At 71.5% G+C, this 25,384-nt stretch carries 22 protein-coding genes; 10 read left to right on the plus strand and 12 right to left on the minus strand.

Translation table 11 applies throughout. The features are described from left to right. Positions 1-85 precede the first annotated feature (85 nt). Positions 86-1,918: an acetate--CoA ligase gene (gene acsA / locus ACZ4N5_RS25395; protein WP_467759356.1), complete on the minus strand. Its 1,833-nt coding sequence runs from the start codon at positions 1,916-1,918 to the stop codon at positions 86-88. Positions 1,919-2,231: 313 nt separating this feature from the next. Between acsA and ACZ4N5_RS25400 the strand changes: the two genes are divergently transcribed. From ACZ4N5_RS25400 to ACZ4N5_RS25420, 5 genes are all read left to right on the plus strand, one after another. Next, positions 2,232-3,416 carry a 4Fe-4S dicluster domain-containing protein gene (locus ACZ4N5_RS25400; RefSeq protein ID WP_467759357.1) on the plus strand — a complete coding sequence of 395 codons (1,185 nt, stop codon included), beginning with the start codon at positions 2,232-2,234 and terminating at the stop codon, positions 3,414-3,416. A gap of 61 nt (positions 3,417-3,477) precedes the next feature. After that, on the plus strand, positions 3,478-4,296 hold the full coding sequence (locus ACZ4N5_RS25405) for an FAD/NAD(P)-binding protein (protein WP_467759358.1): 819 nt from the start codon (positions 3,478-3,480) through the stop codon (positions 4,294-4,296). A gap of 1 nt (position 4,297) precedes the next feature. Then, entirely contained in the window at positions 4,298-5,197 is a 900-nt protein-coding gene (locus tag ACZ4N5_RS25410) for an NADH-quinone oxidoreductase subunit B family protein (RefSeq protein ID WP_467759359.1), read from the plus strand. Next, positions 5,194-6,540, plus strand: a complete 1,347-nt coding sequence (locus ACZ4N5_RS25415; protein WP_467759360.1) for a Ni/Fe hydrogenase subunit alpha — start codon at positions 5,194-5,196, stop codon at positions 6,538-6,540. The genes ACZ4N5_RS25410 and ACZ4N5_RS25415 overlap by 4 nt, the downstream gene beginning before the upstream one ends. Continuing rightward, positions 6,537-7,025 carry a hydrogenase maturation protease gene (locus ACZ4N5_RS25420; RefSeq protein ID WP_467759361.1) on the plus strand — a complete coding sequence of 163 codons (489 nt, stop codon included), beginning with the start codon at positions 6,537-6,539 and terminating at the stop codon, positions 7,023-7,025. The genes ACZ4N5_RS25415 and ACZ4N5_RS25420 overlap by 4 nt, the downstream gene beginning before the upstream one ends. A gap of 72 nt (positions 7,026-7,097) precedes the next feature. On the opposite strand, the gene ACZ4N5_RS25425 is transcribed toward ACZ4N5_RS25420, so the two are convergent. The 5 genes from ACZ4N5_RS25425 to ACZ4N5_RS25445 are packed head-to-tail and all read right to left on the minus strand — an operon-like array spanning position 7,098 to position 12,745. Further along, positions 7,098-7,754, minus strand: a complete 657-nt coding sequence (locus ACZ4N5_RS25425; RefSeq protein ID WP_467759362.1) for a potassium channel family protein — start codon at positions 7,752-7,754, stop codon at positions 7,098-7,100. Beyond that, positions 7,751-8,410 (minus strand): potassium channel family protein, encoded by a 660-nt coding sequence (locus ACZ4N5_RS25430; RefSeq protein ID WP_467759363.1) that lies wholly within the window; start codon positions 8,408-8,410, stop codon positions 7,751-7,753. The genes ACZ4N5_RS25425 and ACZ4N5_RS25430 overlap by 4 nt, the downstream gene beginning before the upstream one ends. Then, positions 8,407-11,265: a cation-translocating P-type ATPase gene (locus tag ACZ4N5_RS25435; RefSeq protein WP_467759364.1), complete on the minus strand. Its 2,859-nt coding sequence runs from the start codon at positions 11,263-11,265 to the stop codon at positions 8,407-8,409. The genes ACZ4N5_RS25430 and ACZ4N5_RS25435 overlap by 4 nt, the downstream gene beginning before the upstream one ends. A 5-nt stretch (positions 11,266-11,270) precedes the next feature. Continuing rightward, complete coding sequence (locus ACZ4N5_RS25440) at positions 11,271-11,723, minus strand: CBS domain-containing protein (RefSeq protein ID WP_467759365.1); 453 nt, start codon at positions 11,721-11,723, stop codon at positions 11,271-11,273. Between the two features lie 32 nt (positions 11,724-11,755). Further along, the gene (locus ACZ4N5_RS25445; RefSeq protein WP_467759366.1) at positions 11,756-12,745 is read right to left on the minus strand and encodes an Acg family FMN-binding oxidoreductase; all 990 of its coding nucleotides are present in this window, start codon (positions 12,743-12,745) and stop codon (positions 11,756-11,758) included. 372 nt (positions 12,746-13,117) lie between these two features. On the opposite strand from ACZ4N5_RS25445, the gene ACZ4N5_RS25450 reads away from it, so the two are divergent. Further along, entirely contained in the window at positions 13,118-13,522 is a 405-nt protein-coding gene (locus ACZ4N5_RS25450; protein ID WP_467759367.1) for an Hsp20/alpha crystallin family protein, read from the plus strand. A gap of 137 nt (positions 13,523-13,659) precedes the next feature. Here the strand turns inward: ACZ4N5_RS25450 and ACZ4N5_RS25455 are convergent, their stop codons facing one another. Continuing rightward, complete coding sequence (locus ACZ4N5_RS25455) at positions 13,660-14,307, minus strand: CBS domain-containing protein (RefSeq protein ID WP_467759368.1); 648 nt, start codon at positions 14,305-14,307, stop codon at positions 13,660-13,662. A 238-nt stretch (positions 14,308-14,545) separates the two neighbouring features. Here ACZ4N5_RS25455 and ACZ4N5_RS25460 point away from each other — a divergent pair, with 238 nt between their 5' ends. Continuing rightward, positions 14,546-15,433: a universal stress protein gene (locus ACZ4N5_RS25460; RefSeq protein ID WP_467759369.1), complete on the plus strand. Its 888-nt coding sequence runs from the start codon at positions 14,546-14,548 to the stop codon at positions 15,431-15,433. Positions 15,434-15,482: 49 nt separating this feature from the next. Here the strand turns inward: ACZ4N5_RS25460 and ACZ4N5_RS25465 are convergent, their stop codons facing one another. Next, positions 15,483-17,924 (minus strand): SpoIIE family protein phosphatase, encoded by a 2,442-nt coding sequence (locus ACZ4N5_RS25465; protein WP_467759370.1) that lies wholly within the window; start codon positions 17,922-17,924, stop codon positions 15,483-15,485. A 269-nt stretch (positions 17,925-18,193) separates the two neighbouring features. On the opposite strand from ACZ4N5_RS25465, the gene ACZ4N5_RS25470 reads away from it, so the two are divergent. Beyond that, positions 18,194-18,391 carry a hypothetical protein gene (locus ACZ4N5_RS25470; RefSeq protein WP_467759371.1) on the plus strand — a complete coding sequence of 66 codons (198 nt, stop codon included), beginning with the start codon at positions 18,194-18,196 and terminating at the stop codon, positions 18,389-18,391. 711 nt (positions 18,392-19,102) lie between these two features. Next, positions 19,103-19,615 (plus strand): hypothetical protein, encoded by a 513-nt coding sequence (locus ACZ4N5_RS25475; protein ID WP_467759372.1) that lies wholly within the window; start codon positions 19,103-19,105, stop codon positions 19,613-19,615. A gap of 214 nt (positions 19,616-19,829) precedes the next feature. On the opposite strand, the gene egtD is transcribed toward ACZ4N5_RS25475, so the two are convergent. The 4 genes from egtD to egtA are packed head-to-tail and all read right to left on the minus strand — an operon-like array spanning position 19,830 to position 24,245. After that, positions 19,830-20,792, minus strand: a complete 963-nt coding sequence (gene egtD, locus ACZ4N5_RS25480) for an L-histidine N(alpha)-methyltransferase (protein WP_467759373.1) — start codon at positions 20,790-20,792, stop codon at positions 19,830-19,832. Next, the gene (gene egtC, locus ACZ4N5_RS25485) at positions 20,789-21,580 is read right to left on the minus strand and encodes an ergothioneine biosynthesis protein EgtC (RefSeq protein ID WP_467759374.1); all 792 of its coding nucleotides are present in this window, start codon (positions 21,578-21,580) and stop codon (positions 20,789-20,791) included. Before egtC ends, egtD begins: the two co-directional genes overlap by 4 nt. Then, on the minus strand, positions 21,580-22,911 hold the full coding sequence (gene egtB / locus ACZ4N5_RS25490; RefSeq protein ID WP_467759375.1) for an ergothioneine biosynthesis protein EgtB: 1,332 nt from the start codon (positions 22,909-22,911) through the stop codon (positions 21,580-21,582). Before egtB ends, egtC begins: the two co-directional genes overlap by 1 nt. Beyond that, entirely contained in the window at positions 22,908-24,245 is a 1,338-nt protein-coding gene (egtA, locus tag ACZ4N5_RS25495) for an ergothioneine biosynthesis glutamate--cysteine ligase EgtA (protein ID WP_467759376.1), read from the minus strand. Before egtA ends, egtB begins: the two co-directional genes overlap by 4 nt. 256 nt (positions 24,246-24,501) lie before the next feature. On the opposite strand from egtA, the gene ACZ4N5_RS25500 reads away from it, so the two are divergent. Then, positions 24,502-25,335, plus strand: a complete 834-nt coding sequence (locus tag ACZ4N5_RS25500) for a TIGR02452 family protein (RefSeq protein ID WP_467759377.1) — start codon at positions 24,502-24,504, stop codon at positions 25,333-25,335. The last annotated feature ends 49 nt before the right edge of the window (positions 25,336-25,384 follow it).

Consider the following 25,384-nt stretch of genomic DNA (forward strand, 5'->3'; position numbering starts at 1 on the left):
GCGCGACACCGCGACACCCCGACCCCGGAATCCGGCACGAACCCGCCGTTCCGCCCCGAGCCGGGGCTCCGGGTGCGGGTGGCGCTCATGCGGACTGCTCCGTCCTCGCCGGGGAGGAAGCCTCCAGGGTGGAGTCCTCCAGGGTCGAGATGTCGCCCTCGGGGAGGCCGAGTTCACGTGCCCGCAGCAGGCGGCGCATCACCTTGCCGCTGCGGGTGTGCGGCAGGTGCTGGTCGAAGACGATCTCCCGGGGCGCCACGGCCGGCCCCAGCCGACGCCTGGCGAAGGCCAGCAGTTCCTGACGCATGGTGGTGCTCGCCTCGAAGCCGGGACTCAGCGTGACGAACGCCTTGACGATGTTCCCGGCGACCGGATCAGGTCGGCCGATCACCCCGGACTCGGCGACCGCGGGATGCTCGATCAGGATGCTCTCGACCTCGAAGGGCCCGATGAGGTGCCCCGCCGACTTGATGACGTCATCGGCGCGCCCGACGAACCAGTACCAGCCGTCCGCGTCGCGCCGTACCAGGTCGCCGGTGAGGTACCAGCCGTCGGCGAAGGCCGCGGCGGTGCGGGGCTCGTCGTGCAGATAGCCGCGGAACATGGACGGCCAGCCGGGCCGGAGCGCCAGCTCGCCCTCCAGGCCGGGCTCCGCCAGTGCGGTGACATGCTGGTCCGCGACCTCGGCACGGCCGTCCTCGCCGCGCCGGAGAACCGCCGCCTCCACACCGGGCAGCGGACGCCCCATCGATCCGGGGCGGATGTCGCAGGCCGCGAAGTTGGCGATCATGATGGCGCCGGTCTGCGTCTGCCACCAGTTGTCGTGCACCGGCAGTCCGAGCACATCCTGTCCCCACACCACGGCCTCCGGGCCGAGGGGTTCGCCGGACGACGCGATGAACCGCAGCGCGCTCAGGTCGAACGAGCGGGGCAGGTCGTACGGCCCGGTCCGCGGCGTCGTCCGCATCAGCGTGCGCAGTGCCGTCGGCGCGGTGTACCAGACGTTCACCCGCTGCTCGGCGAGGATCCGGTACCAGCGGCGGGCGTCGAAGTCGCCCTCGTCCACCACGACCGTCACGCCGTGCATCAGCGGTGCGATGATCCCGTAGGACATGGCGGTGACCCAGCCCGGGTCCGCGGTGCACCAGAACACGTCGTCCTGGTGGAGATCGAGGGCGTACAGCGCGGAGACGTAGTGGGCGACGGCGGCCTCGTGCACGTGTACCGCGCCCTTGGGAATGCTCGTCGTGCCGCTCGTGAAGTGCAGCAGGGCCATGTCGTGGGGCGAGGTCGGCGGAATGGCGAAGGTGTCGTCCGCGTCGGCCATGAGCGCGGTGAGGGACACGGTGCCGGGCAGTTCGTCCGCGCCCTCGCCGACGATGAGCACATGGCGCAGTGCGGCAAGGCCGCTCCGTCGCCCGGCGACCTTCCTGCGATAGAGCTCCGCCGTGGTGACCAGGACCTGGGCGTCGCTCAGGGTCACTCGCTGGGCCACCTGGTCCGGTCCGAACGCGGGGAACAGCGGGCACAGCACGCTGGTGTTCTTCAACGTGCCGAGGACCACGGTGTAAAGATCGGGGCACTGCCCCAGCAGCGTCACCACGCGGTCGCCGTGGCCGATACCGAGAGTGCGGAGCAGGTTGGCGAACCGTGCCGTGGAACGTGCCAGCTCCGCGTAGGTCACGCAGGTCACGGAGTCGTCCCGCCCCACACAGCGCAGCGCGACCGCTGTCGCGCGGGCCGATGCCGCATGCCGGTCCACGGCCTCGTGCGCGATGTTCAGGCCCCGGCCGCCGGGCAGCCCCTCCAGGCCGGCCCGCGCCTTCGACCACGAGAAGTCCGCACACTCCTTGTCGTAGTCGACCAGATTCGGGGCGGTCCGCGGGAGGGTGTCCTTCCGGATGGTCTCCCACCGCATGCCGGCCCTCCTTTCGTCGGGCTCTCTTCGACCATCCGTCCCCGCCGCCCCGCCCGCACTGGGCCGTCCGGCCTCCGTACGTGGCCGGACGGCCCGGATCCGCGGCTCCCGCTCGTTCGAGACGGTGGCAGCCGTCCCGGATCACAGCCGTCGGCATCCATGGGGCCAAGGGGACCAATGGACCCCTGGTATTTCCCCGCATGGCTCTGCCGGCGCGGCACCCTGCACCAAATGCTGCGGTAATGGGCCTGAAGGGCGGTAAGTCCAGTCAGTCGTCCCAGTCTGTGGTCCGCGGTGCTGAAGGAGATCGGTGATGAGATCGGACGCCGAGACGAACTCCTCCCCGCCTGCCGAGCCGGACGGGCGGGTGATGGGCAAGGACGGGATGGCCGCGCTCGTCGACGTGCTGCTCCGGCGCGGGTTCACCGTGGTCGGACCCACGGCGCGGGACGGCGCGATCGTACTGGCGGAACTGCGTTCGGCCGACGAGTTGCCGTACGGATGGGGTGTGGAGCTGGAGGCCGGGCGATACCGGCTGAAGGAGCGGTCGGACGGCGCCGCCTTCGCGAACGCGGCGGGCCCCCAGTCGTGGAAGCCGTTCCTGCATCCGCCACGGGTGCGGGAGTGGAGTGCCGACCGGATCGACGGCCGGTCGGTTCTCACGGCCGAGGACACCGCGCCACCGCGGTATGCCTTTCTGGGCGTGCGGCCCTGCGATCTGCGGGCCATCGCCATCCAGGACCGGGTCCTGACCGGCGGGGCGTACCGGGACCCCGTCTACGAGGGGCGCCGCACCGGAGCACTGCTGATCGTCGTCGAGTGCACGGAGCCGGGCGCCACGTGCTTCTGCGTCTCGATGGGCACCGGCCCCGCTTCCGGACCCGGCTACGACCTGGTGATGACCGAAGTGGCCGATGAGGAGGGGCACCGCTTCTGGGTGCGCGGCGGCAGCCGGGAAGGCGCGGAGATCCTGGCGGAACTGCCCGCGCGTCCGGCCGACCCGGAAACCCGGGAGACGGCCCGCGCAGGTGTCGCGGCCGCCGCGGACCGTATGGGACGGACCATGCCCGAGGCCGATCTGCGGGAGCTGATGGCCGGAACGCTCGACGCGCCCCGCTGGGACGACGTCGCCGGACGGTGTCTGACCTGCGGCAACTGCACCATGGTGTGCCCCACCTGCTTCTGCACCACCACCGAGGACGTGACCGACCTGACCGGCGACCACGCGGAGCGGTGGCGGCTCTGGGACTCGTGCTTCGACCTCGACTTCTCCCACCTGCACGGCGGACCGGTTCGCGCCTCCCCGCGCAGCCGCTACCGGCAGTGGATGACCCACAAACTCGGCACCTGGTACGACCAGTTCGGATCGTCCGGCTGCGTGGGCTGCGGTCGCTGCATCGTGTGGTGCCCGGTCGGCATCGACATCACGGAGGAGGCCGCCGCCCTGCACGACTGGACACGGCCGGGCGCGTCGACGGAGGAGGAGGCGGTGCCGTGACCGGGCTTCTCGCGTCCCAGGTCTTCGGAGCGGCCGCACGGCTGCCGGTGAGCGGGCGGCCATGACCACCGTGCTGCCCCCACTGCCGTACCGCGTCGCCGGGACGCGGGCCGAGACCGCCGACACCCGGTCGATCGAACTGGTACCGGCCGGACGGGAGCTCCCGCCCTTCGCACCGGGGCAGTTCGCGATGATCTACGCGTTCGGGGTCGGTGAGGTGCCCATCTCGGCCAGCGGTCTGCGCGGCCGTCATGGGGGTCTCGTGCACACGGTGCGCGCGGTGGGCGCGGTCTCGACCGCGTTGTACCGGCTGCGCCCGGGCGACACCGTCGGGCTCAGGGGGCCGTACGGATCAGGCTGGGACATGGAAGCGGCCGCCGGTCACGACGTGCTGGTGATCGCGGGCGGCATCGGTCTGGCCCCGCTGCGGCCGGTCGTGCACGCCCTCCTGGACCGCCCGGACGCGTACGGCCGAATCGCCGTCCTGGTGGGCGCGCGCAGCCCCGACGACCTGGCTTTCGGGAACGAGATCGAGAGCTGGCGCGGCACGGCCCACGTGGAGGTGACCGTCGACCGCCACGCCCCGGGCTGGCACGGCGCCGTGGGCGTCGTCACCACCCTCCTCGACCGACTCGAACTGCGTCCCGAACGGACCTGCGCGCTCGTCTGCGGGCCCGAGGTGATGATGCGTCACACCGCCCGCGAACTCGTCGTCCGGGGCCTTGTGCCGCACCGCGTCCAGTTGTCCCTGGAACGCAACATGCGCTGCGCGACCGGCCATTGCGGTCACTGCCAGCTCGGTCCGCTCCTGCTGTGCCGGGACGGGCCGGTCGTCGGCTACGACCGCGTGGCAGATCTGCTCCAGGTGAGGGAGTTGTGACATGACCAGCGATCCGGGAACGGCCACCGACACACGGCCGACGCTCGCCGTGTGGAAGTTCGCCTCCTGCGACGGCTGCCAGCTGACGCTTCTCGACTGTGAGGACGAACTCCTCGCCCTCACCGACCGCGTGCGGATCGACCACTTCCTGGAGATGACCCCGGTCGAGGGCGCAGGCGGGGAGCGCGCGCGGCTGGACGGCCGGGGGCCGTACGACCTCTCCCTGGTCGAAGGGTCCATCACCACCGCCGCGGACGCCGAGCGGATCCAGCACGTCCGCCGCGTGTCCCGGTACCTCGTGACCATCGGAGCCTGCGCCACCGCGGGCGGCATCCAGGCCCTGCGCAATTTCGCCGACGTCGACGATTTCCTCGCCGCGGTCTACGCCCGTCCGGAGTACATCTCCACGCTGGAGACCTCGACAGCGATCTCGGCCCACGTCCCGGTCGACTTCGAACTGCGCGGCTGTCCCATCGACCGTCGCCAGCTCCTCGAGGTCATCACCGCCTATGTGACCGGACGCAGACCCGGGATCCCCGGCCACAGCGTCTGCTTCGAGTGCAAGAGGCGCGGCACCACCTGCATCACCGTGGCCCACGGCACCCCCTGTCTGGGCCCGGTGACGCACGCCGGGTGCGGCGCCATCTGCCCCGCCTACGGACGCGGGTGCTACGGCTGCTTCGGACCCACGGACCGCCCCAATCTGCGCTCCATGGTCGCGCAGCTGCGCCGCGACGGGATGAGCGAGTCCGACATCCAGCGCTTCTTCCGCACCTTCAACGCCGCGTCGCCGGAATACGCCCCCGTGCCCGACCTCCTGGCCGAGGAGCAGGACGACCCTCGGGCCAGGCAGGACAGCTCTCGGGCCAGGACGGAAACCCGCCCGGAAAGGCCCGTATGAACGATCGCGGACGCCGTGTCCTGCGGCTGGGCTCGCTGGGCCGGGTGGAGGGCGAAGCGTCCCTCCACCTGCGCGTGCAGGACCGCTCGGTCGCCGGGACGCAACTGCGTATCTACGAACCACCGCGCTTCTTCGAGGCGTTCCTGGTCGGCCGTGGCCACACCGAACCCCCCGACATCACCTCACGCATCTGCGGCATCTGCCCGGTCGCCTACCAGATGAGTGCCTGCCAGGCGATCGAGAAGGCCTGCGGCGTCACGGTGGACGGCCCCCTCTCGGAGCTGCGCCGCCTGCTGTACTGCGGCGAATGGATCGAGAGTCACGCCCTGCACATCCATCTGCTGCACGCGCCGGACTTTCTGGGCCGTGCGGACGTGCTGGGAATCGCCCGCGACCAGCGAGCCGCCGTGGAGCGCGGGCTGCGTATCAAGCAGGCCGGCAACGCGATCCTGGAACAGCTCGGCGGCCGGCCCGTCCACCCGGTCAACGTCCGGGTGGGCGGCTTCTACCGGACGCCGGCGCCGGCCGAACTGCGACCACTGGCGGAACGACTGCGGCAGGCCCGTGCGGATGCCCTGGAGACCGTCCGCTGGGTGGCGGCGTTCGACTTCCCCGATGCCGTCTGCGACCACGATCTGCTCGCACTGCGTGACCCCGGCCGCTATGCCGTCGACTCCGGGACGCCCGCCGTCATGGCCGCGCAGAACCGGAGCCCGGCGGCGCGCGAGTTCCCGGTGTCGGATTTCGAGGAGCACGTCCAGGAAGGACAGGTGCCGCACTCCACCGCACGGACCGCCACTCTGGACGGCCGCCGCTTCCTGACCGGCCCGCTGGCCCGCTACGCGATCAGCGGCCGGTGGCTGCATCCTGTGGCGGCCGAGGCGGCGCGGAACGCCGGGCTGGGCGACCCGGCCCGCGGCGCGGTCTGCGACAACCCCTTCCGGAGCATCGTCGTACGTGCCGTGGAGGTGGTGCAGGCCGTCGAGGATGCCCTGCGGATCATCGACGGATACGAACCACCTGCCCGGCCGAGCGTCGAGGTCCTCCCGCGCGAGGCGTCCGGCGCGGGTGCCACCGAGGCACCCCGGGGCCTGCTGTACCACCGCTATGCCCTCGCGGCGGACGGCACGCTCACCGAGGCCCGCATCATTCCGCCCACCGCCCAGAACCAGACGGCCATCGAGGAGGACGTACGGAGGGCGGTCCAGGCGCGCCTGGACAGGGCGGGACCCGCCGCCGACGACGAGGAGCTGACCCTCCTGTGCGAGCGAGCCGTCCGCAACCACGATCCCTGCATCTCCTGCGCCGCCCACTTCCTCGACCTGACCATGGACCGCACATGACCGGCCGGGTCGTGGTGATCGGCGTGGGCAATCCGCTGCGCGGTGACGACGGGATCGGTCCGGCGGTGGTGGAGGCCCTGCGGGGCCGTGTGCCCGATGACACCGTCCTGGCGGTCAGCGACGGTGAACCGGCGCGACTGCTCGATCTGTGGCGTGGCGCCGACACCGTGGTCGTCGTGGACGCCCTGCGGACCTCGCCGGCCCGGCCCGGAGCGCTGCACACCCTGACGCCGGCGGAGGCGGCCGGCCGCGCCCGGGGTACGGCGAGCACGCACGGCTTCGGCCTCGGGGACTGCCTCGCCCTGGCGGAGGCCCTCGGCCGGCTGCCGCCGAGGCTCGTGGTGCACGCCGTGGAGGTGGCCGACATCGAACTCGGCACGCCTTTGAGCGAAGCGGTGCGGTCGGCCCTCCCCGCATTGACCGACCGTGCCGCCGCCTCCGTACGACAGGCCTACGCACGCAACCATGAGTCGTGGCGGACCTGAGGGTCTGCGGTGAGTGTCGCCCCGGCGCCTGTCCGGAAGCGGCCCGAGGCCCGGGTCCCGGCCGGGCCACGGCTACTGGAAGGCCGCGTGGATCTCCTGCTCGGTCGCCTCGTGCGACACGAGCAGGACTTCGTCGCCCGGCTGGAGCCGTACCCCGGGTTCGGGAACCGTGGGCCTGCCGTCACGGACGACCGTGGCGACGACGGTGCCGGACGGCAGGGGGATCTCGCTCAGGGCGTGCCCCGCGGCTCGGGACCGCTCGGTGATCGCGGTCTCGATGACCTCGACGCCCGCCTTGCTGAGCCGCAGGAGTGCCACGGTGTCCGTGGCCCCGGTGGCCTCCTCGATGAGGGAGATCAGGGGAGTGGCCGCGGGTACGGCCACGTCCACGCCCCACAGCTGGTCGAAGAGCCAGGCGTTCTCCGCGTCGTTGACGCGTGCGGCCACCCGCCCCACTCCGAACCGCCGCTTGGCGAGCAGGCTGATGACGAGGTTGTCCTCGTCACGCCCTGTGGCGGAGATGACGAGATCGCAGCTGGACACCCCGGCGCGCTCCAGGAGGGAGGAGTCGCAGGCGTCACCGGCCATCAGGCGCACGCGCGGCAGGGCCGCGAGCGCCGCAACGCGGTCGTCGTCCTGCTCCACGAGGATCACCTCGTTGTGCGCGGCGGAGAGGACCTGGGCGATCTGGGTGCCGAGACGGCCGGCGCCGCCGATGAGGACCTTCACGTTCCCAGCTCCTTGTCGAGGAAGCCGCGCAACCGGCCGAGCGCGGTCGCGGCGACGGCGAAGGTGACCAGATCACCCGGCTCGGCACAGACACCGTGCGCGGGCAGCAGCGAGCGGCCGGCGCGGGTGATCTCCACGACGCGGATCTCGCCGTCGACGTCGAATTCGGACAGCTGCCGCCCGGTGAGGTACGCCGGCACCTGGGACCGGACCAGGCGGGTCTCGCCGTTGCCGAAGGTGAGTTCGGCGGTGAGGTGGCGGTGCAGCAGTGCCTGGTGGATACGGCTGACGGCCCAGCGGACGCTGGAGATGGCCGGGATGCCCAGCTCCCGGCAGAGGTCGGCGCGCCGGGGATCGTGGATGCGGGCGAGGACGACCGGGACCCGGTAGAGCTCCTTGGCGGTTCGCGCGCTGACGATGTTGCTGTTGTCCCCGGAAGCCACCGCGACCAGCGCGTCCGCCTCGACGACCCCGGCCTGTTCCAGCACGGAGCGGCTGAAGCCGTTGCCCACGAGGAAGGCGCCGGGGAAGCCTGTGGGCAGCAGCGTGCGCGTCTTGGGGTCACGATCCACGAGGCGCACGTCGTGGCCCTCGGTGACGAGCTGCGTGGCGAGGGTCGAACCGACCTGGCCGCACCCCACAATGACCACCCTCATCGTGTTCCTCCCTTCGTGGACGTGCTCCGGTGCCGCAGCACCCACTTACGGGCTTCCTCCGCGGCCAGCAGGAGCACACCGAACCCGGCGAGAACCGCCCAGTCGGCGAGGGTCAGCGGGGCGGTGTTGAAGATTGCCTGGAGCGGCGGCGCGTAACTGATGGCGGCCATCAGCGCGATGCCGAAACAACCGGCGGCGATCAGCCACGGATTGCTCAGCAGACCGGCCCGGAAGACGCTCTGCCGGTCGGTGCGCACCGCGAGCGCGTTGAAGAACTGGCTGACGACGATGCCGGCCTGGACCATGGTGATCGCCTCCCGGTAGACGGGTGTGTCCCTGGTGAAGTCCGCGTACGGGATCCCGGAGGCATGGATGTGCCAGAAGAAGACGGCACTCACACCGAGGGCCTGAATGCCGCCGAGGAAGAGGACGCGGCCCGTGACAGCCTTCGAGAAGAGCCGCTCCCCGCGAGGCCGCGGCGGGCGGTCCATCACGTCGGGCTCCATCGGCTCCGCGCCGAGCGCCAGCGCGGGCAGCACGTCCGAACCGAGGTCGATGGCGAGGATCTGCACGGCCGTGATCGGCACCAGCGGGAACCCGGCAAAGGTCGCCGCGATGATCGGGACGAGTTCGGCGATGTTGTGGCTGAAGAGATAGATCAGGAACTTGCGGATGTTCCGGTACACCGAGCGGCCGAGACCCACCGCTGTGGTGATGGAGGCGAAGGAGTCGTCCAGGAGCACCATCACCGCGGCCTCACGGGCGACATCGGTGCCGGAGACGCCCATGGCGACGCCGATGTCCGCATGTTTGAGCGCGGGGGCGTCGTTCGCACCGTCCCCTGTGACGGCGACGACCTCGCCGAGCCGTTGGAACGCGGTGACCACGCGCATCTTGTGCTCGGGACTGACCCGGCACAGCAGCATCTCTGCGGAACCGGCCAGCAGAGTATCCAGCCCGTCGTCGTCGAGGTCGTCCAGCTGCGCCCCCGTCTTCACGCAGGGGGCCGGCCCGCGCACGACGCCGACACGGCGGGCGACGGCTTCCGCGGTCAGGGGATGGTCACCGGTGACCATGACGATGCGGATGCCCGCTCGTCGGCACGCGGTCACCGCGTCCCGCACCTCGGGCCGAGGCGGGTCGTACATCCCGGCGAGACCCAGGAGCGTCAGTCCGGACTCGACGTCGCCGAGCGGTGGGTGGGGCTCGGTCACTTGCCGCCGGGCGACCGCCAGGACCCGCAATCCCTGGCCGGCCATGTCGTCCGCGGCCGCGGCCACCTGGGCGCGTGCGGCATCCGTCAGCGCTGTCCGTGCGCCACCCCGGTCCATCGCATCGCAGTGGGAAAGCAGCTCAAGCGGTGCGCCCTTGACGTACGCGAGGTACCTGCCGTCGTCGTCGTGGTGCACGGTGCTCATCAGCTTGCGGGCGGAGTCGAAGGGATACTCCGACACCCGCGGCGTACGGGCTTCCTCCCGCGCCCGGTCGAGCCCGGCCTTCTCGGCCGCCACCAGCAGGGCACCCTCGGTGGTGTCCCCGAGCACCCGCCACGCGTCCCGCCCGGTCGGTGGCACCAGCCGGGCGTTGCTGCACAGAGCCGCCGCCCGCAGCAGCTCCCGTACCGGGCCGGGTTCGGTGATCTCGCCGACCGGCGCGTACCCCACGCCGGTCACCGCATGGGACTCCCCGTGCGCCCACAGCCGTACGACGGTCATCTCGGCTTGCGTCAGCGTGCCCGTCTTGTCGGTGCACACCACGCTCGTCGAACCCAGCGCCTCCACCGCGAGCAGCTGCTTGACGAGCGCGTGACGACGGGCCATCCGGCGGACACCGATCGCCAGTGACACGGAGAGCGTGGCCGGCAGCCCCTCCGGCACGAGGGCGACCATCACGCCCAGTGAGAAGACGAAGGTGTCGACGAACGGCTGACCGCTCGGCAGGCGCACCGCGAACAGGACGGCGCCGGTGGCGAGCGCGACGCCCGCGACCCGGCGGGCCATGGCGGCGACCTGGAGCTGCAGCGGGGTCCGCTGCCTCGGGGCGGACGCCGCGAGCCGGAAGATCCGCCCGAACTCGGTGTTCGTACCCGTGGCGAACACGACGGCCTTGCCCGTGCCCGCGACCAGGTCGGTGCCCATGAACACGCAGTTGCGCGACTCCAGCGGCGGACCGGGCCGCACGGCCGCCGAGACGCGCGCGACGGGATCGCTCTCTCCGGTGAGCGCTGCGTTGTTGACGGTGGCCTCCTGGGCCTCGGTCAACCGGCAGTCGGCCGGCACCGCGTCCCCGGCCTCCAGAACCACCACATCGCCCGGCACCAGATCGCGCGCGGCCACCTCCCGCCGCTCCCCGTCGCGCAGCACCCGGCTGGTGTGCGGCACCATCGCCTGCAGAGACTCCGCCGTGCGCTCGGCGGAGTACTCCTGGGCGAAGCCGATGCCGGCGTTCAGGAACACCACTCCGAGGATCGCCACGGCCAGCTGAAGGGTGGCAGGATCGCGGGGCTGTCCGAGGACGTAGGCGAGGAAGGTGATCGCCGAGGCGACGAGCAGCACGACCGCGAAGAGGTCGGTGAACTGCGCGACGAGCTGACGCCACACATGGCCATGGCTCACGCCGGGCAGCTCGTTGGCGCCGTAGCGGGTCCGGCGCTCGGCCGCCTCGGCCGACGTGAGACCGCGCGAAACGGTGCCCATCGCGGCGAAGACGTCGGGGACCGGCAGAGAGAGGATGGCGGACGCGACGTCCGGCCGGTCCAGAAGCGGGGCCGCTGCTGCGAGGGCGGGGGTGACGCGCGTGGGTGGGCCGCCCTCGCGAAGAGCGGCCGTCCCCTGCCCGTCCGAGTCGGGGCTCATCCGGCTCATCCTCGGGTTCCGGCCTGCGAAGGCGGCGCGGGCGGCTCTTGCAGGACGCTCGAGGCGACCGGGCCGAGCAGGTCGGCGAACCTGCGGAAGACGTCGAGCAGCAGGTCGTCGAGCGTCAGCACGCCCACGACCCGGCCTGACTCCAGGACCGGAAGCCGGCGGACCCCCGTGCGACGGAACGTCCGGTAGGCCACCTGGAGATCGTCGGCGGCTTCGACCGTGATGACGCGTGGCGACATGACCGCGTCCACCCGGGCCGTCGCGTCCAGACCTCCACCCAAGCCCCGTACCGCCAGGTCGCGGTCGGTGACGATGCCGTGCAGCGCTCCGTCCTCGACCACGAGGACCGACCCGACGGCGTACTCGGCCATCCGTCCGGTCACCTCGTCCAGGGGAACGTGAGGTGCCACGCACACCGGAGGAGCAGTCATCACCTCCGAGACCTTCATGGGACTACCCCTTCCTGTCCTGTGTGTCCGTGTCAGCGGACGTCGAGCAGATCAGCCACCGGCCGCCGTGGGCTCGCCTGGCCCTCGGGGCCGTAGCCGAGTCGGATCACCATCTGGACGTGTGCCATGGCCGAGATCGGGTCGCGGACGGCCCACCGGATCTCCGACCACTCCAGGGGCTGGGACGTCACCGAGGTGACCAGCCCGTCCGTGGTGGCCCGGAGCAGCACCCTCTCCAGTGCCTGACCGGCGCACAGCCAGTCCGCCGGCTCGTCACGGGCCGTCCCGAGCAAAGCGATGTTCGGGTTCTTCTCGAAGTGCGCCCAGCCGCGCCCGGGCACCGGACGGCCGACGGCGAAGTCACGTACGGGGGCCGATGAACCCTGCTGCCGCGGTCCGAAGGCCTCGGCAGGGATGCCGTCCGCCGCCCCATCGGCAGCTGACGGCTCGGTGCGTGTCCACCGCACCGTTTCCTCGCGCACTCCCGGGTCGATTGCTTCCCGGTCCTCGGCGTCCCGCACCGACGCGAGAATCGACTGCACATGCCACATGTCGGGGAACTGCAACTGCGCGCCCTCGGCGCGGGCCGCCTCGTCGAGCCCTTCCCTTGTGACGGCCGGGATTTCCTTGTCGCGGAAGGGCAGACGGCTGGAGTGACGCCGCTGGATCGAGGCGGCGAGCCGGGCGAGCGCGGCGTCGGGTGGTCCGGTGCCGCGCAGATGTACCTCGGCGAGGAACTCGGCGCGGGCCGGATCGGGCAGCAGTCGGACGACCGGCGCCAGGCCCGCCGCCGCGGCGGCCACGCGCAGGTTGAGCAGCGCGGCGCCGCAGCCTATGTGCAGGCCACGATTCTCCGGGTCGGTGCGCGGGAGTGTGCGCTCGAGGTCGGCGTACAGGCGCAGGACGCCGGTGTCCTGCAGGTAGCGGAACGCCCAGGGCTGAGCGTTGTGGAGAGAGGGCGCGGCGGTGGCGTCCGTCACGAGCGCTGTGACGGTGTTCACGTCAAGAGCTTCTGTGGCCATGATGGCTTCCCTTCGTGCCGGTCCGGCCAGTCGAGCACGGCTCGCGGCTCGGCGCCGCGCAGGGCCACCGCCTCGAACGCCGCATCGTCTGCGCTGCGAGGGTTCGCTGCCGTCGCCGTAATACGCGGGGGAGCGGGATACAGCGGTGTCCGAGGGCATGGTCACGTCGTGGAGATCGGTGCTGGTGACTTCGGACATGGTGATCGCCGCTGGATATCGCGGACCCCCTTCCTCACCAGTCTGCCGACGATCGCGCGGGAGAACAGGGACTTCAGGGACCCAGATAGGGGCTGTTCGGCCTCAGCGGGAAGGGACCGGGTGCGATGGACTGGAGGTGTCGGCAGACGCGACGACCGCCGAGGAGGTAGGGCGATGACCACACTGACACGCAGGCAGAGGTTCCAGTTCCCGGAGATGCCGGATTGGTTCGAGACCATTCCTGGCAAGTTCACCATGCCCGCGGTCCGTATCGAGGACTACATGGAGGACGACTGCTACGTCATGCGCGCCGAACTTCCGGGCATGGCTCCCGAGGACATCGACGTCGTGATCAGCGACGGGATGCTGACGGTCCAGGCCGAACGCACCGAACGGGACGTGGACAAGAACCACAGCGAGATCCGGTACGGCGCCATGAGCCGCAGCGTGACGCTGCCGCCGGGCGCCGACGAGGATGATGTCAAGGCCGACTACACCAAGGGCATGCTGACCGTCCGCGTGGGCCTGGCCGCCGCGAAGGCGGAGGCCAAGCACGTGGAGATCCGGCACGACAGCTGACGGAACGGCTTCCGTCTCCGGCGGGCCCCGCGTGGGCCCGCCGTCGCCCGTGTTCCGCGCTGTCGTCGTGGGCGATCAATCGCGCCGCCATGTCCCTGTCGGCTTCGTACCCACTGGGGCCGACCGGCGCCGCTCACTCACGGTCGTTCGTGCGGGAGGTCGAACCGTACGTCCACCACGCCTTCGACGGCCCGCACCAGGCGGGCGGCCACGGGGACCATGGTGGTGTCGCGGACGCGGCCCGTCAGCGTGGCGACTCCGTCGTGCACCTCCACCTGGATGGAGGACGGCGGCGGGAAGACAGTGGACACCACCTCGCGGCGGACTTCCTCGGCGATGTCCTCATCGTCGCGCAGGAAAACCTTGAGCAGGTCGGAGCGGCTGACGACCCCTTCCAGAAGCCCGGTCCCGTTGACCACGGGCAGCCGTTTGACCCCGCCCCGTGCCATGATCCTCGCGGCCTCGGCGAGTGTTGCGTCCGCATGGACGGTGAGGGCGGGGGAGGACATCAGGTCTTCGACGGTGGTCGCTTCGGCCTTCGCCACATCGACCGGTCGACGTCGTTGCGGAAAGGCCACATCGGGGTCGTCCCGCAGTTCCTCCTTGGGCAGCAAGTCCGCCTCGGAGACCACACCGACCACCCGGCCCTCGCCTTCGATCACCGGCAGGGCGCTGATCCGCCAGTCCTGCATCAACTGCACGATCTCTTTGAAGGGTGCCCGCCTGCCGACGGCGGCGACCGTGTGGCTCATGACATCGCTCACGATGCGCGGGGTGCCGTACATGATGACTCCGTGAGGTCTGGATCTGTGCTGCCCCTACCAGCGTGCGCCGGTGCGGAGGGGACGGCCAGGGGGCACACCCCTTTGCGGTCGCTCTCGAACCGGGTCCGCCGGTGCTCCCCTCGTGGAGGGGCGACCATGCGGTCCGCTTGGGCCGTGCGGCCCCACTTTTGGGACGAATGGCGACTTTCTGGGCTCCGTATGCGGTGGCAGGGTGGAATCACCTGAACCTGGAGGGATCATGGTTGCCGTGCACGGGCCGGTTGTCGCGGGGGCGGACGGATCCGAGGGTGCCGCACTGGCGGTGCGGTGGGCCGCCGTCGAAGCCGAGTCCAGGGGCGTGCCCCTGCACATCGTGTGTGCCACCGGCCTCGACACCTGGGGCCCGGAACTGTCCCCCGAATCCGTGGTCCAGCGGGTGCTCGACGCCGGTCTGGACACCGTGGAACGTGCGGCTGCACTGGCGGAGGACCAGGCTCCCGGGATCCGGGTCACCTCCATGGTCAGCCGGGACGCCGCTGTCCCGGCGCTGCTCGGCGAAGCCGGCGACCACGGCCTCACGGTCGTGGGTTCCCGTGGCGCCGGAGGGTTTTCGGCGCTCCTGCTCGGCTCGGTGGGACTCCGGGTCGCCGCTTGCGCGGCCGCTCCTGTCGTCGTGGTACGCGGCACACCCAGTCACGTCACCACTGGCGTCGTGCTGGTCGCCGTACGCGACGAGCGCGACCTCGATGTGATGCGGTTCGCGGCGGAGACCGCGGACCGTCACAAGGCCTCGTTGCGGGTGCTGAGCGCCTACGCCTACTACCAGTACGCCGGGAGCATGGTGCCGATGCTCGGCGACCTCACGGACGTCGCCGAGGAGCAGGCGAGTTCCATCACCCGCCTGATCGGGCCCGTGCGGGACGAATTTCCCGGCCTGACGGTCACCAGTGACATGGTGCGCGCCCATTCCCCGGCCGGTGCCCTCGTCGACGCGTCCGCTCATGCGGACCTGGTTGTCGTCGGTGCCCGTCGGCCGGCCCATGTGCTCGGCACGCCCCTGGGGCGCGTCGTCCACGCCGTGCTGCACCATGCGCACTGCCCCGTGGCGGTGTTCCCCTACGGTGAGGGTCACCGTTCTGATGGCTGACCGTACGTACCGCTTCGAAGGGTTTGGCGCCGCCGGACAGTGACCGCCCCTACGGCTGCTCGTTCGCGATGTCGATCTCTGCCCAGATCGACTTCCCTCCGGGCAGGTGGCGCGTTCCCCAACGCTCGGCCAGCTGGGCGACCATCATCAGGCCGCGCCCGCCTTCGTCGAACATGCGGGCCCTGCGCATGTGCGGGGCGGTGCTGTTGCTGTCACGGACCTCGCAGATGAGCGCGGTGCCTCGGATCAGGCGCAACTGGACGGGAGGGCCGCCGTAGCGGATCGCGTTGGTGACCAGTTCGCTCACGATCAACTCGGTCGTGAAGGTGGCCTCCTCCAGTCCCCAGTCCGCCAATCGCAGGGAAACCTCGCGCCGGGCGCCCGCCACGGCCGCCGGGTCGGAGGGCAGGTCCCAGGTGGCGACCTGGCCCGAGTCGAGGGACCGCGTGCGTGCCAGAAGGAGGGCGACGTCGTCCGACGGCTGCGCAGGGAGCATGGTCCGGATCAGGTCGTCGCAGGTGGCGTCGAGTGAGCGCGCGGGTTGATCCAGTTGCTGGAGCAGCAGTGCCATGCCCCTGTCGAGGTCGTGTTCGGGGACTTCGACGAGGCCGTCTGTGTACAGCGCCAGGAGGCTGCCCCGGGGTACCTCCCATTCGACCGCTTCGAAGGGGAGGCCGCCCACCCCCAGCGGAGGTCCGGCAGACAGCTCGACGAACGCGGCCCTGCCGTCGGGCGTCAGCACGGCGGGTGGTGGATGACCCGCTGTGGCGGCTGAGCAGCGGCGCGAGACCGGATCGTAGACCAGGTACAGACACGTGGCGACGAGATCGGTGACGACGTCGAGTTCCGAATCCGCGGTCGCGCCCTCCTCCGACTTGAGGTGAGTGACCAGGTCGTCGAGATGGACGAGGAGTTCCTCGGGAGGCAGGTCGACGTCGGCCAGCGTGCGCACCGCGGTCCGCAGCCGCCCCATCGTGGCGGAGGCCCGCAGCCCGTGGCCGACGACGTCTCCGACCACCAGGGCGACCCTGGCGCCCGACAGGGGGATGACATCGAACCAGTCGCCGCCCAGCCCGGCCCGGGAGCGAGCCGGCAGGTAGCGGTGAGCCACCTCCACGGCATCCTGGGCGGCGAGCCGATGAGGAAGCAGACTTCGCTGCAGGGCCAGGGCGGTGGTCCGCTCGCGGGTGAAGCGGCGGGCATTGTCCACGGCGACGGCGGTCCGAGCGGCGATCTCCTCCGCGAGAAGCAGATCGTCGTCGTCGAACGGATGGCGGCGCCGGTGGCGCACGAGCACGGCCACCCCGAGTGTGATGCCCCGGGCACGCAGGGGGACCACCATGATCGAGTGCATCCCGAAGGAGCGGACCTTCTCCGCGCGCTCGGGGTCGGCCGTCTGCCAGCTGCCGACGGCCGCGTCCAGGGTGCGGTGCAGCGAGGAGCGGCCGGTGAGCAGGCAGCGGGCGGGGGGTGAGGATTCCGGGTAGTAGTCGACGTCTCCTGGCTGGATCACCGACTCGGGCACACCGGGCAGGACGGACTGCTGCGCGACGCGGCGCAGACCGATGGAACCGTCGTCCGACGGCCTGGGCTCGAAGCCGCGCAGCAGCGAGTCCAGCAGGTCGATGCTGATGAAGTCGGCGAGTCGGCCCACCGCTATGTCGGCCATCTCCTGTGCCGTACGTGCCACATCCAGCGTGCTGCCCACCTGCGAGCTGACGTCGTTCAGCAGGGCGAGCCGCTCCCGGGCCTGGTGCAGTTCGGTGATGTCGAGCGCCATGAGCTGAACGTGGCGTACCTCGCCTGCCGGGTCCCTGACGGGGGACACGGTGACGGCCCAGTGGCGGCCGTGGGCTTGTGGCCGTGGTCGGCCGTGCACTTGGAAATACTCCGGCCGTCCCGTCTCGAAGACTCTGCGCATCCCCTCCTCGACCTTGGCGCAGACATGCGGAGGCAGGATGTCGGTCACCCGCCGACCGCGCATCTGCCGCTCCGAGAGCCCCAGTGCGCGGACCGCGCCGGCGCTCCCGCGCACGGCCCGCAACTCGGCGTCGTAGATCATCACAGGCAGGTGGCACTGCGTGAAGGCTTCCTCTGTCGTGACCTCGGTTTCATCCGGAGCCGGCGCCGGACGCGGATACGGCTGCTGCGACGGCGTGGCCACGATGAGCCACTGTGTGCCGCCCTCGCGGTCGAGTGACGCGTACGCCTGCAGCTCGGCTTCCACGTCGTGGCCGTCCCGGTGTCGCAGGGCCGGGTTTCCCTGCCATCCCACACCAGCCGCCGAGAAGTCCACCGGGGCGTCGGCATTCCGGCCGAGCAGGCCGGCCGCGGGACGCCCGACGACGTCCTCGGACGGGTAGCCGAGGAACCGCTGGGCGCCGGTGCTCCATCCCGTCACGATCCCGCGCGCGTCGACCACTGCCGTGGCCGCGGTGACCGGATCCGGAAGCCGCCCGTTTCCGGGGGAGCCGGCGTTCTCCATGTCCATTCATCGCCCATCTTCCCCGGGGCTCTCGGTCCCGCAGAGGCACAGCGGAGCCGTGGCGCGGCGTACGTGTCGGCCCGTCGCGTCGACTCCTTTCTCACTTGTATCTCTCCTCGCCGGTGAACGCAGGTTGGCGGGTTGGACTGGCGGGCTTCGGCGGCGCAAGGGCCCGTCCCTACCTCATGTGAACCCGCTTGGCTCATGTGCCTTGATTCCCGATGGAGTTGGCTGCAAGTGAAGGAAACGAAGGCGACTCGGAGGAAGTGAGAACAATGGGTACGAGTCTCACGCCGGAGTTCTGGACGATGTTCGCGGTACTCCTCGTTGTCGCCACAGGCGTCACGTTCGTCGCCGCGGCGACACTCGACGCGCTCGCCGTTCGGTTGCTGCGCCGTCACGTGCACAGGTCCCCGACAGCCGCGCGGCCCCGATCGGCGGACACGGACAACCGTGTGTCTGCCGGGCGCTGAGGCGTCGGATCGCGACCTGCCTCCGGAAAGCGGAAGCTCTCGGTACCCCTCGCGTCTCCCAGGGGGTATGAGGCCGTCCCGCCGCTCTCCAGCCGGACCGCATGGGCCGAACGCCCCTGACAAGGGTCGAACTGCCGCTACCCCCGCGTCCGGCGATGCGACGGTGACAGCCGACCCCCTCGGCCGCCGACCCCCTCGGCCGTCGGCACCTGAGGCGCCGCGCATCCGGCGAACTTCTGAAGGCCCGCGTCCGGACCCGATCCACGGCGCGGTGACGTGAGAGGGCCGGTTGTCGTCGGTGGGGGCCGGACGGCCCCTGGGGCGACCGCACGGCCGGCTGGACGCTGTAGGAAGAATCATCGGCCGCCGCGGCTGTACTGCCCGGGGCGGCACCGTACGAGAGACGTGAGGACCATGACCCGCCGCCGTACGCAACAGACTGCCACCGTCGCGGCCCTCGTTCTGGCGGGCACCGCCGTCCTCGGCGCGTGCGGCGGGAACAGTGCCACTTCCGGTACCGCCGGCATGCCCGGCCGTACCCCCACCGTGTCGGCAAGCCCTACCCCCACGGGCCCGGGCGGTGGTACTCCTGCCGCCCCCGCGTCCACCGTACCCACCACGGGCCCGACCAGCGGCTGGGGACCTTCCGCGTGGAGCGGCGACCGGGGCTCCGGAATGATGGGAGACGGCTCGGGCTCCTGGAGGCCCGGCATGATGGGCCCGGGAATGATGGGCAACTGGTGGCTGGCAGGCGACGGCAACCAGGTGCGCACCCTCGACGCGGCCCGACAGCGGGCCACGGCCTTCGCGAACAGGCTGGGTCTGCGGGTCGGCGAGGTCATGCGGTTCTCCCGGAACTTCTACGCCGAACTCGAGACCACGGGCGGCCGTCCGGCCACCGAGGTCCTGGTCGACCCCGCTGACGGAGCCGTACAGATCGAGTACGGCCCGGCGATGATGTGGAACACCGCATACGGCATGCACTCCGGCCGGCAGGGCCGGGCCCGTATCTCGGCCGCGCAGGCCCGCAGCAGCGCCCAGCGGTGGCTCCATGGCCAGGACGGCGCGCTGACCGCGGGCGCCCCGGAGGCGTACCCCGGCTACTACACCCTGCACACCATGAAGTCGGGGAAGATCACCGGCATGTTGTCCGTCAACGCCTACACCGGCCAGGTCTGGTACCACTCCTGGCATGGCGCCTTCCTCGGCACCAACCGGCGATGAGTACCGCCGAGAGGACGGCCGGGTGCTCAGGGCCGGGGCGCGACGCAGGGCCGGCAGTTCGACGGGCACCCGCGAGGCATCGTGTCGACCGCGGGTCTCATCGAAGCGGTCTCCGAGGTGAGTCGCTCCACCTCGGAGACCGCTTCGAAGGCAGTCCGGTCGCGTTCGGCAGCGGTCCACGGCGCGCACCGGACCACCACCGCCCGGACCGGTACTACGCCGCCGCGCTCAGGGACAGGGCGAAGCGGCCCTCCGTGTCCGTCCACCAGTGCGTCAGGCCGAAGCCCGCCGCGGCCAGTTCGCCGCGGATGCCGTCCTCGCGGAACTTCGCCGAGATCTCGGTCCGCAGTTCCTCGCCCTCCGCGAAGTGGACGGCGAGGTCGAGGGCGGGGATCTTCACGGTCTGCTCGATCCGCGACCGCAGCCGCATCTCGATCCACTCGTGCTCGGCGTCCCACAGCGCGACATGCTCGAACGCGTCGGGGTCGAAGTCGGCGCCGAGTTCGCGGTCGACGACGCTCAGCACGTTCTTGTTGAACTCGGCCGTCACGCCGGCCGCGTCGTCGTAGGCGGGCACGAGGACCGACTCGTCCTTGACCAGGTCGGTACCGAGCAGCAGGGTGTCACCGGGCGACAGCAGCGCCCGTACGGACGCCAGGAACGTCGCGCGTTCGGCGGGCAGCAGATTGCCGATCGTGCCGCCGAGGAAGGCCACGAGCCGCGGCCCCGGAGTGCCCGGGAGAGTGAGACCGCCGGTGAAGTCGGCGATCAGCGCGTGCACGTTCAGGTCCGGCCGCTCGGCGATCAGCGCGTGCCCGGCCTGGGTGAGCGCGCTCTCGCTGACGTCCACCGGCACATAGGTGTGCAGATCCGGCAGGGCGTCGAGCAGATGACGGGTCTTCTCCGACGAACCGGAACCGAGCTCGACGAGAGTGCGCGCACCGCTCGCCGCGGCGATCTCCCCGGCCCGCGCGAGCAGGATCTCGCGCTCGGCGCGGGTCGGGTAGTACTCCGGGAGTTCGGTGATCTTCTCGAAGAGCTCGCTGCCGACGGCGTCGTAGAACCATTTCGGCGGCAGCGTCTTGGGCAGGTGTCCGAGGCCGTGCAGGACGTCGGCGCGCAGGGCCGCGTCCGTGGCGTCCTCGGGAAGGGTGCGGGTCAGCAGGAACGGACTCACGTACGGGGCTCCTTGTGCTGTTCGGATGCCATGTCGTCGCTCATGTCCTTGAGCGGGGTGAGAAGTACCTCGGTGCGGTCGGCGGTGAGAAGGGTGCGGTCGGGGACCTCCCGCCAGCGGGGGTCGTCGTCGTGCGGCTCGGAGGCCACGACGGTGCGACGGCCCGGTTCGAGGAGGTACCAGAGGGTGTCGCCCCAGGCGGTCGCCGTGATCGTCTCGCCGTTGGTGAGCAGCAGGTTGAGCCGGGACCCGGGGGCCGCCTCGGCGACCTCCACGACCGTGTCGGCCAGCGACTGTCCCTCCTCGTCACCGGCGCGCAGCCGGTGCAGGACCAGCGCCCACACGAACGCCGAGTCGCACCGGGCCTCCAGCGACAGCAACTCGGCCGGGGGCAGGCCCGATACGAGCTGGGCGAGCGTGTCCGGCCACCCGGCGACCGCGCCGTTGTGGCTGAACAGCCAGGGGCCCGCGGCGAACGGCGCGGCCGCGGCCTCGCCGTCCGCGCCCGCCACGGTCGCGTCCCGCACCGCGGCGAGCAGCGCCCGCGTCCCGACCACCCGGGCCAGGTCCGCGAACGACTGGTCGCCCCAGATGGGCCCGGTGCGCCGGTACCGGGCGGGCACCGGGTCGCCCTCGGCGTACCAACCCACCCCGAAGCCATCGGCGTTGACCGTCCCGTGCCGTTGCCGCCGGGGTGCCCACGACTGCCGGTACAGGCCGTGCTCCGGCTCCACGAGGAGCGCGCCGAGCCTCTCCTCGCCTCCCAGGAACGCCAGATGACGGCACATCAGGAATTCCCGTCGCGGGCCGTGCGGAACCCGGAGAAGATCTGCCGCCGGATCGGGTAGTCCCAGTTGCGGAACGTGCCCCGGCAGGCCACTTGGTCCACCGCGAACGAACCACCGCGCAGCACCTTGTACTCCGGGCCGAAGAACACCTCCGAGTACTCCCGGTAGGGGAAGGCGACGAACCCGGGGTAGGGCTCCAGATCGCTCGACGTCCACTCCCACACGTCACCGATCAACTGCCGTACGCCGAGCGGCGAGGCGCCCGCCGGATAGCTTCCCGCCGGGGCCGGGCGCAGATGGCGCTGGCCCAGGTTGGCGTGCGCCGGGGACGGGTCCTCGTCGCCCCACGGGTAGCGCGTGGAACGGCCGGTGGCCGGGTCGTGGCGGGCCGCCTTCTCCCACTCGGCCTCGGTGGGCAGCCGCCGCCCCGCCCAGCGCGCGTACGCGTCCGCCTCGTACCAGCACACGTGCAGGACCGGCTCGTCGGGCGGCACGACCTCGGTGACGCCGAAGCGGCGCCGCAGCCACTGCCCGCCCTCGCGCCGCCAGAACAGCGGCGCCTCGATGCGGTGCTCGCGGATGTGGTCCCAGCCGTCGGGGGTCCACCAGCGCGGCTCGCCGTAGCCGCCGTCCTCGATGAAGGCCTGGTACGCGGCGTTCGTGACGGGAGTGGTGTCGATGAAGAACGCCGGGACCGTACGCCGGTGCGCGGGACGCTCGTTGTCGAGGGCCCACGGTTCGGTGGAGGTACCCATCACGAACGGGCCTCCGGGCACCAGGACTTCGGCCGGACCGGTGAACGGCGGCGCGGGCTCGGGGTCCGGCGCGGTGAGGGCGGCGGGTCCCCGGCGCAGCTGATGGGTGATCAGCATGGTCTCGTCGTGCTGCTGTTCGTGCTGTGCGATCATGCCGAAGGCGAATCCCGACTCGGTCAGCCGGGTGCCGTGGAACGCGGTCTTCTCCAGGATGTCCAGCGCCCGGCCGCGCACCTCGGCCGCGTAGGTACGGGCCTCGGCGGGCGGCAGCAGCGGCAGCGAGGGCCGTTCGGCGCGTGCGTGCTCGAACGCGTCGTAGAGCCCGTCGATCTCGGGCCGCATCGCCTCACGCCCGGCGACCCCCCGCAGCAGCCACAGCTCCTCCTGGTTGCCGATGTGCGCGAGGTCCCACACCAGCGGGGACATCAACGGCGAGTGCTGCGCGGTCAGATCGGGGTCCTCCACACATGAGGTGAGGAGGGCGGTGCGGTCGCGGGCGGTGGTGAGCGCGTCCAGCGCGCGCTGCCTGAGCGACTCCGGATCCGTGAGCGGATCGCGGGCGGTCGTGCCGGTCATGAGCTGATGTCCTTCCCGTCGGACCGACCCTGCGGGCGGCCGTCGGAGCGGCGCCCGGATCGACCGTCGTGCTGTGAACGGACCACGCCGACCAGGTCGTCGGCGGGGCAGCGGCCCCGGGCCACATAGCGGTCGGTGAACTCCGCCACCGCGTCGAGGACCTCGGTGGTGGCGCCGAGCCGGGGCAGTGCCTCGGACGCCGCCGCGAAACAGATCGCCGCGGCCTCGCGCAGCTCCGGATCGGCGAGCCCGAACCGCGCCGCGTCCCGCCACAGCGGGTTGCGGGGCGCCGGACCCGGGCCCGCACGCTCCGCGAGCGGCTTGACGGTCCGGTAGGCGACCTCGGCCGCGTCCGGGTCGTCGAAGAGCGCCGCCGTCACCGCGAGCGGCACGATCCAGCCGTTCTCGCCGGGCTGTGCGTCGATCATGCGGAGTTCCAGATGACCGCGTGGACGCACCGGCGGGAACAGTGTCGTCAGGTGGTAGTCGAGGTCCGCCCGGTCCGGTGGCGCGCCGGACCGGGTCCAGTCCCGGAAACTCAGGTCCTCCGGGACGTCCCAGGGCCCATCGGGCGCCCGTACGCACATCACCGGTGAGTCCAGCACGTGCCGGGCCCAGGCGGCACGGGGATCGCCGCCCAGAGCCGGCGCGTCACTGCGCCCGGGGTCCATGGACGCCCACAGCGACTGGCGCGTGGAACGCCAGCCGGTGTGCCGTCCCCGGGCCATCGGGGAGTGCGCGAACGCGGCCACCAGGACCGCGCCGAGCTGGTGGGCCAGCCACCAGCGGCGCCCGTGCCCGAGCGGGCCCGGCTCCTCGTAGCCGGCGTCCAGGCACACCTGGACCGACGCCGACGTGCACATCATGGCGCGGCCCTCGGGTCCCGCGCGGTCGAGGTAGCGCTCCATGGCGTCGTACCGGGGCTCATGGAGATAGCGGCTCGGGGGGTTCCAGGGGTCCTGGCCGTAACCACTGAGGCCGAGACCCGCCTCGCGCAAGGTGGCGCGTACGGCGTCGAGGTCGGCCGAGACGGACCCCACGCACTCCATCAGGGAGGTGGCGGGAGCGGAACTGAGCTCCAGCTGTCCACCGGGTTCGACGGTGAGCGCCGAACGCAGGGGCAGGGTCCGCAGTGCGGCATATGCCGCTTCCAGTCGTTCAGGTGGTACGGGGAGCCGCGGCCTGCGCAGCTCGTGGACGAGCCATTCGACTTCGACACCGAGGAGGCGGGGCGGACCGGTCTTGAAGCAGATGCCGCGGACCAGCGCCTCCACCTCGGCCTCGGTGACGGCGGAGCGTCGGCGCTCCGTACAGTCACTCACCGAATCGGACATGTAGGGATCCTCCTGAGATTCCACCATGCCGCCGGCCCGGGGTCTGGTGGGTCGGGCCGACAATCACCTGTCCACCCAAGACCCTCTCGGCGGTTCGCACAAGGGTGCAAATGCTCGCTTTCGGGACCGGGAAACACTGTTTGCGGGGCCGCGAAACTCTGTTGCGCCGCACGACCAGCATCGCTCACGATGCGTTCATGGGCACGACGGGGGAGCGCACGCAGGCCGCGCCCGTGGCGCGTACGGGGGTCGCGCCATGAGCGCGCGCCTGCGTGCGATCGCGCGGGAGACCGAGGGGATCGTGGCGGCGGGTGGCTATCGCGCCCCTTCCGGGGGCGCGGTGTCCATCGCCGCGGCGGTCGAGGCCGCGCGGGCCGGGACGCGCCTGTACGGCCCGGAACCGGTGGAGACACCGACGGTGACCCCGGTCGGGACATCGTTCGAGGTCACGGGCGAGAGCAGCCTGGAGGCGGCCCGCCGGCTGACCACCCTGGGCGGGGATCCGGTCGCCGTGCTGAACTTCTCCTCGGCGCGCAATCCCGGCGGCGGCTACCTGAACGGCGCCCAGGCCCAGGAGGAGGCGCTGTGCCGGGCCTCCGCGCTGTACACCTGCCTGCTGCGGGCCCGGGGTTTCTACGACCATCACCGCGCCCACCGTGACGCGTTCTACACGGACCGTGTCATTCACTCACCCGGCGTACCCGTCTTCCGTGACGACCGGGGCCGGCTCCTCGACGAGCCGTTTCCGGCCGGATTCCTGACCGCGGCCGCTCCGAACGCGGGAGTCGTCCTGCGCACCGCCCCGCAGCGCGCGGCCGAGCTGCCGGGCGCGCTCGCGATCCGTGCCGAACGCGTCCTGGAGACGGCCGCCGCCCACGGCTACCGTCGTCTGGTCCTCGGCGCCTGGGGCTGCGGGGTGTTCCAGAACGATCCGGCGCAGGTGGCGGGGGCCTTCCGCGGGCTGCTGGTCGAGGGCCCCTTCGACGGGTACTTCGACCACGTGGTGTTCGGGATCCTGGACCGCACCCCGGGCCGGACCACACACCGGGCATTCGAGCAGGCGTTCGCATTCGAACTCCGGGGAGCGTGACGCGCCCTCGTCCGCGGGCCTCACCCGTCGGCCACATTCAACTTCAGTA

It is taken from the genome of Streptomyces sp. NPDC026500 (assembly GCF_055567635.1).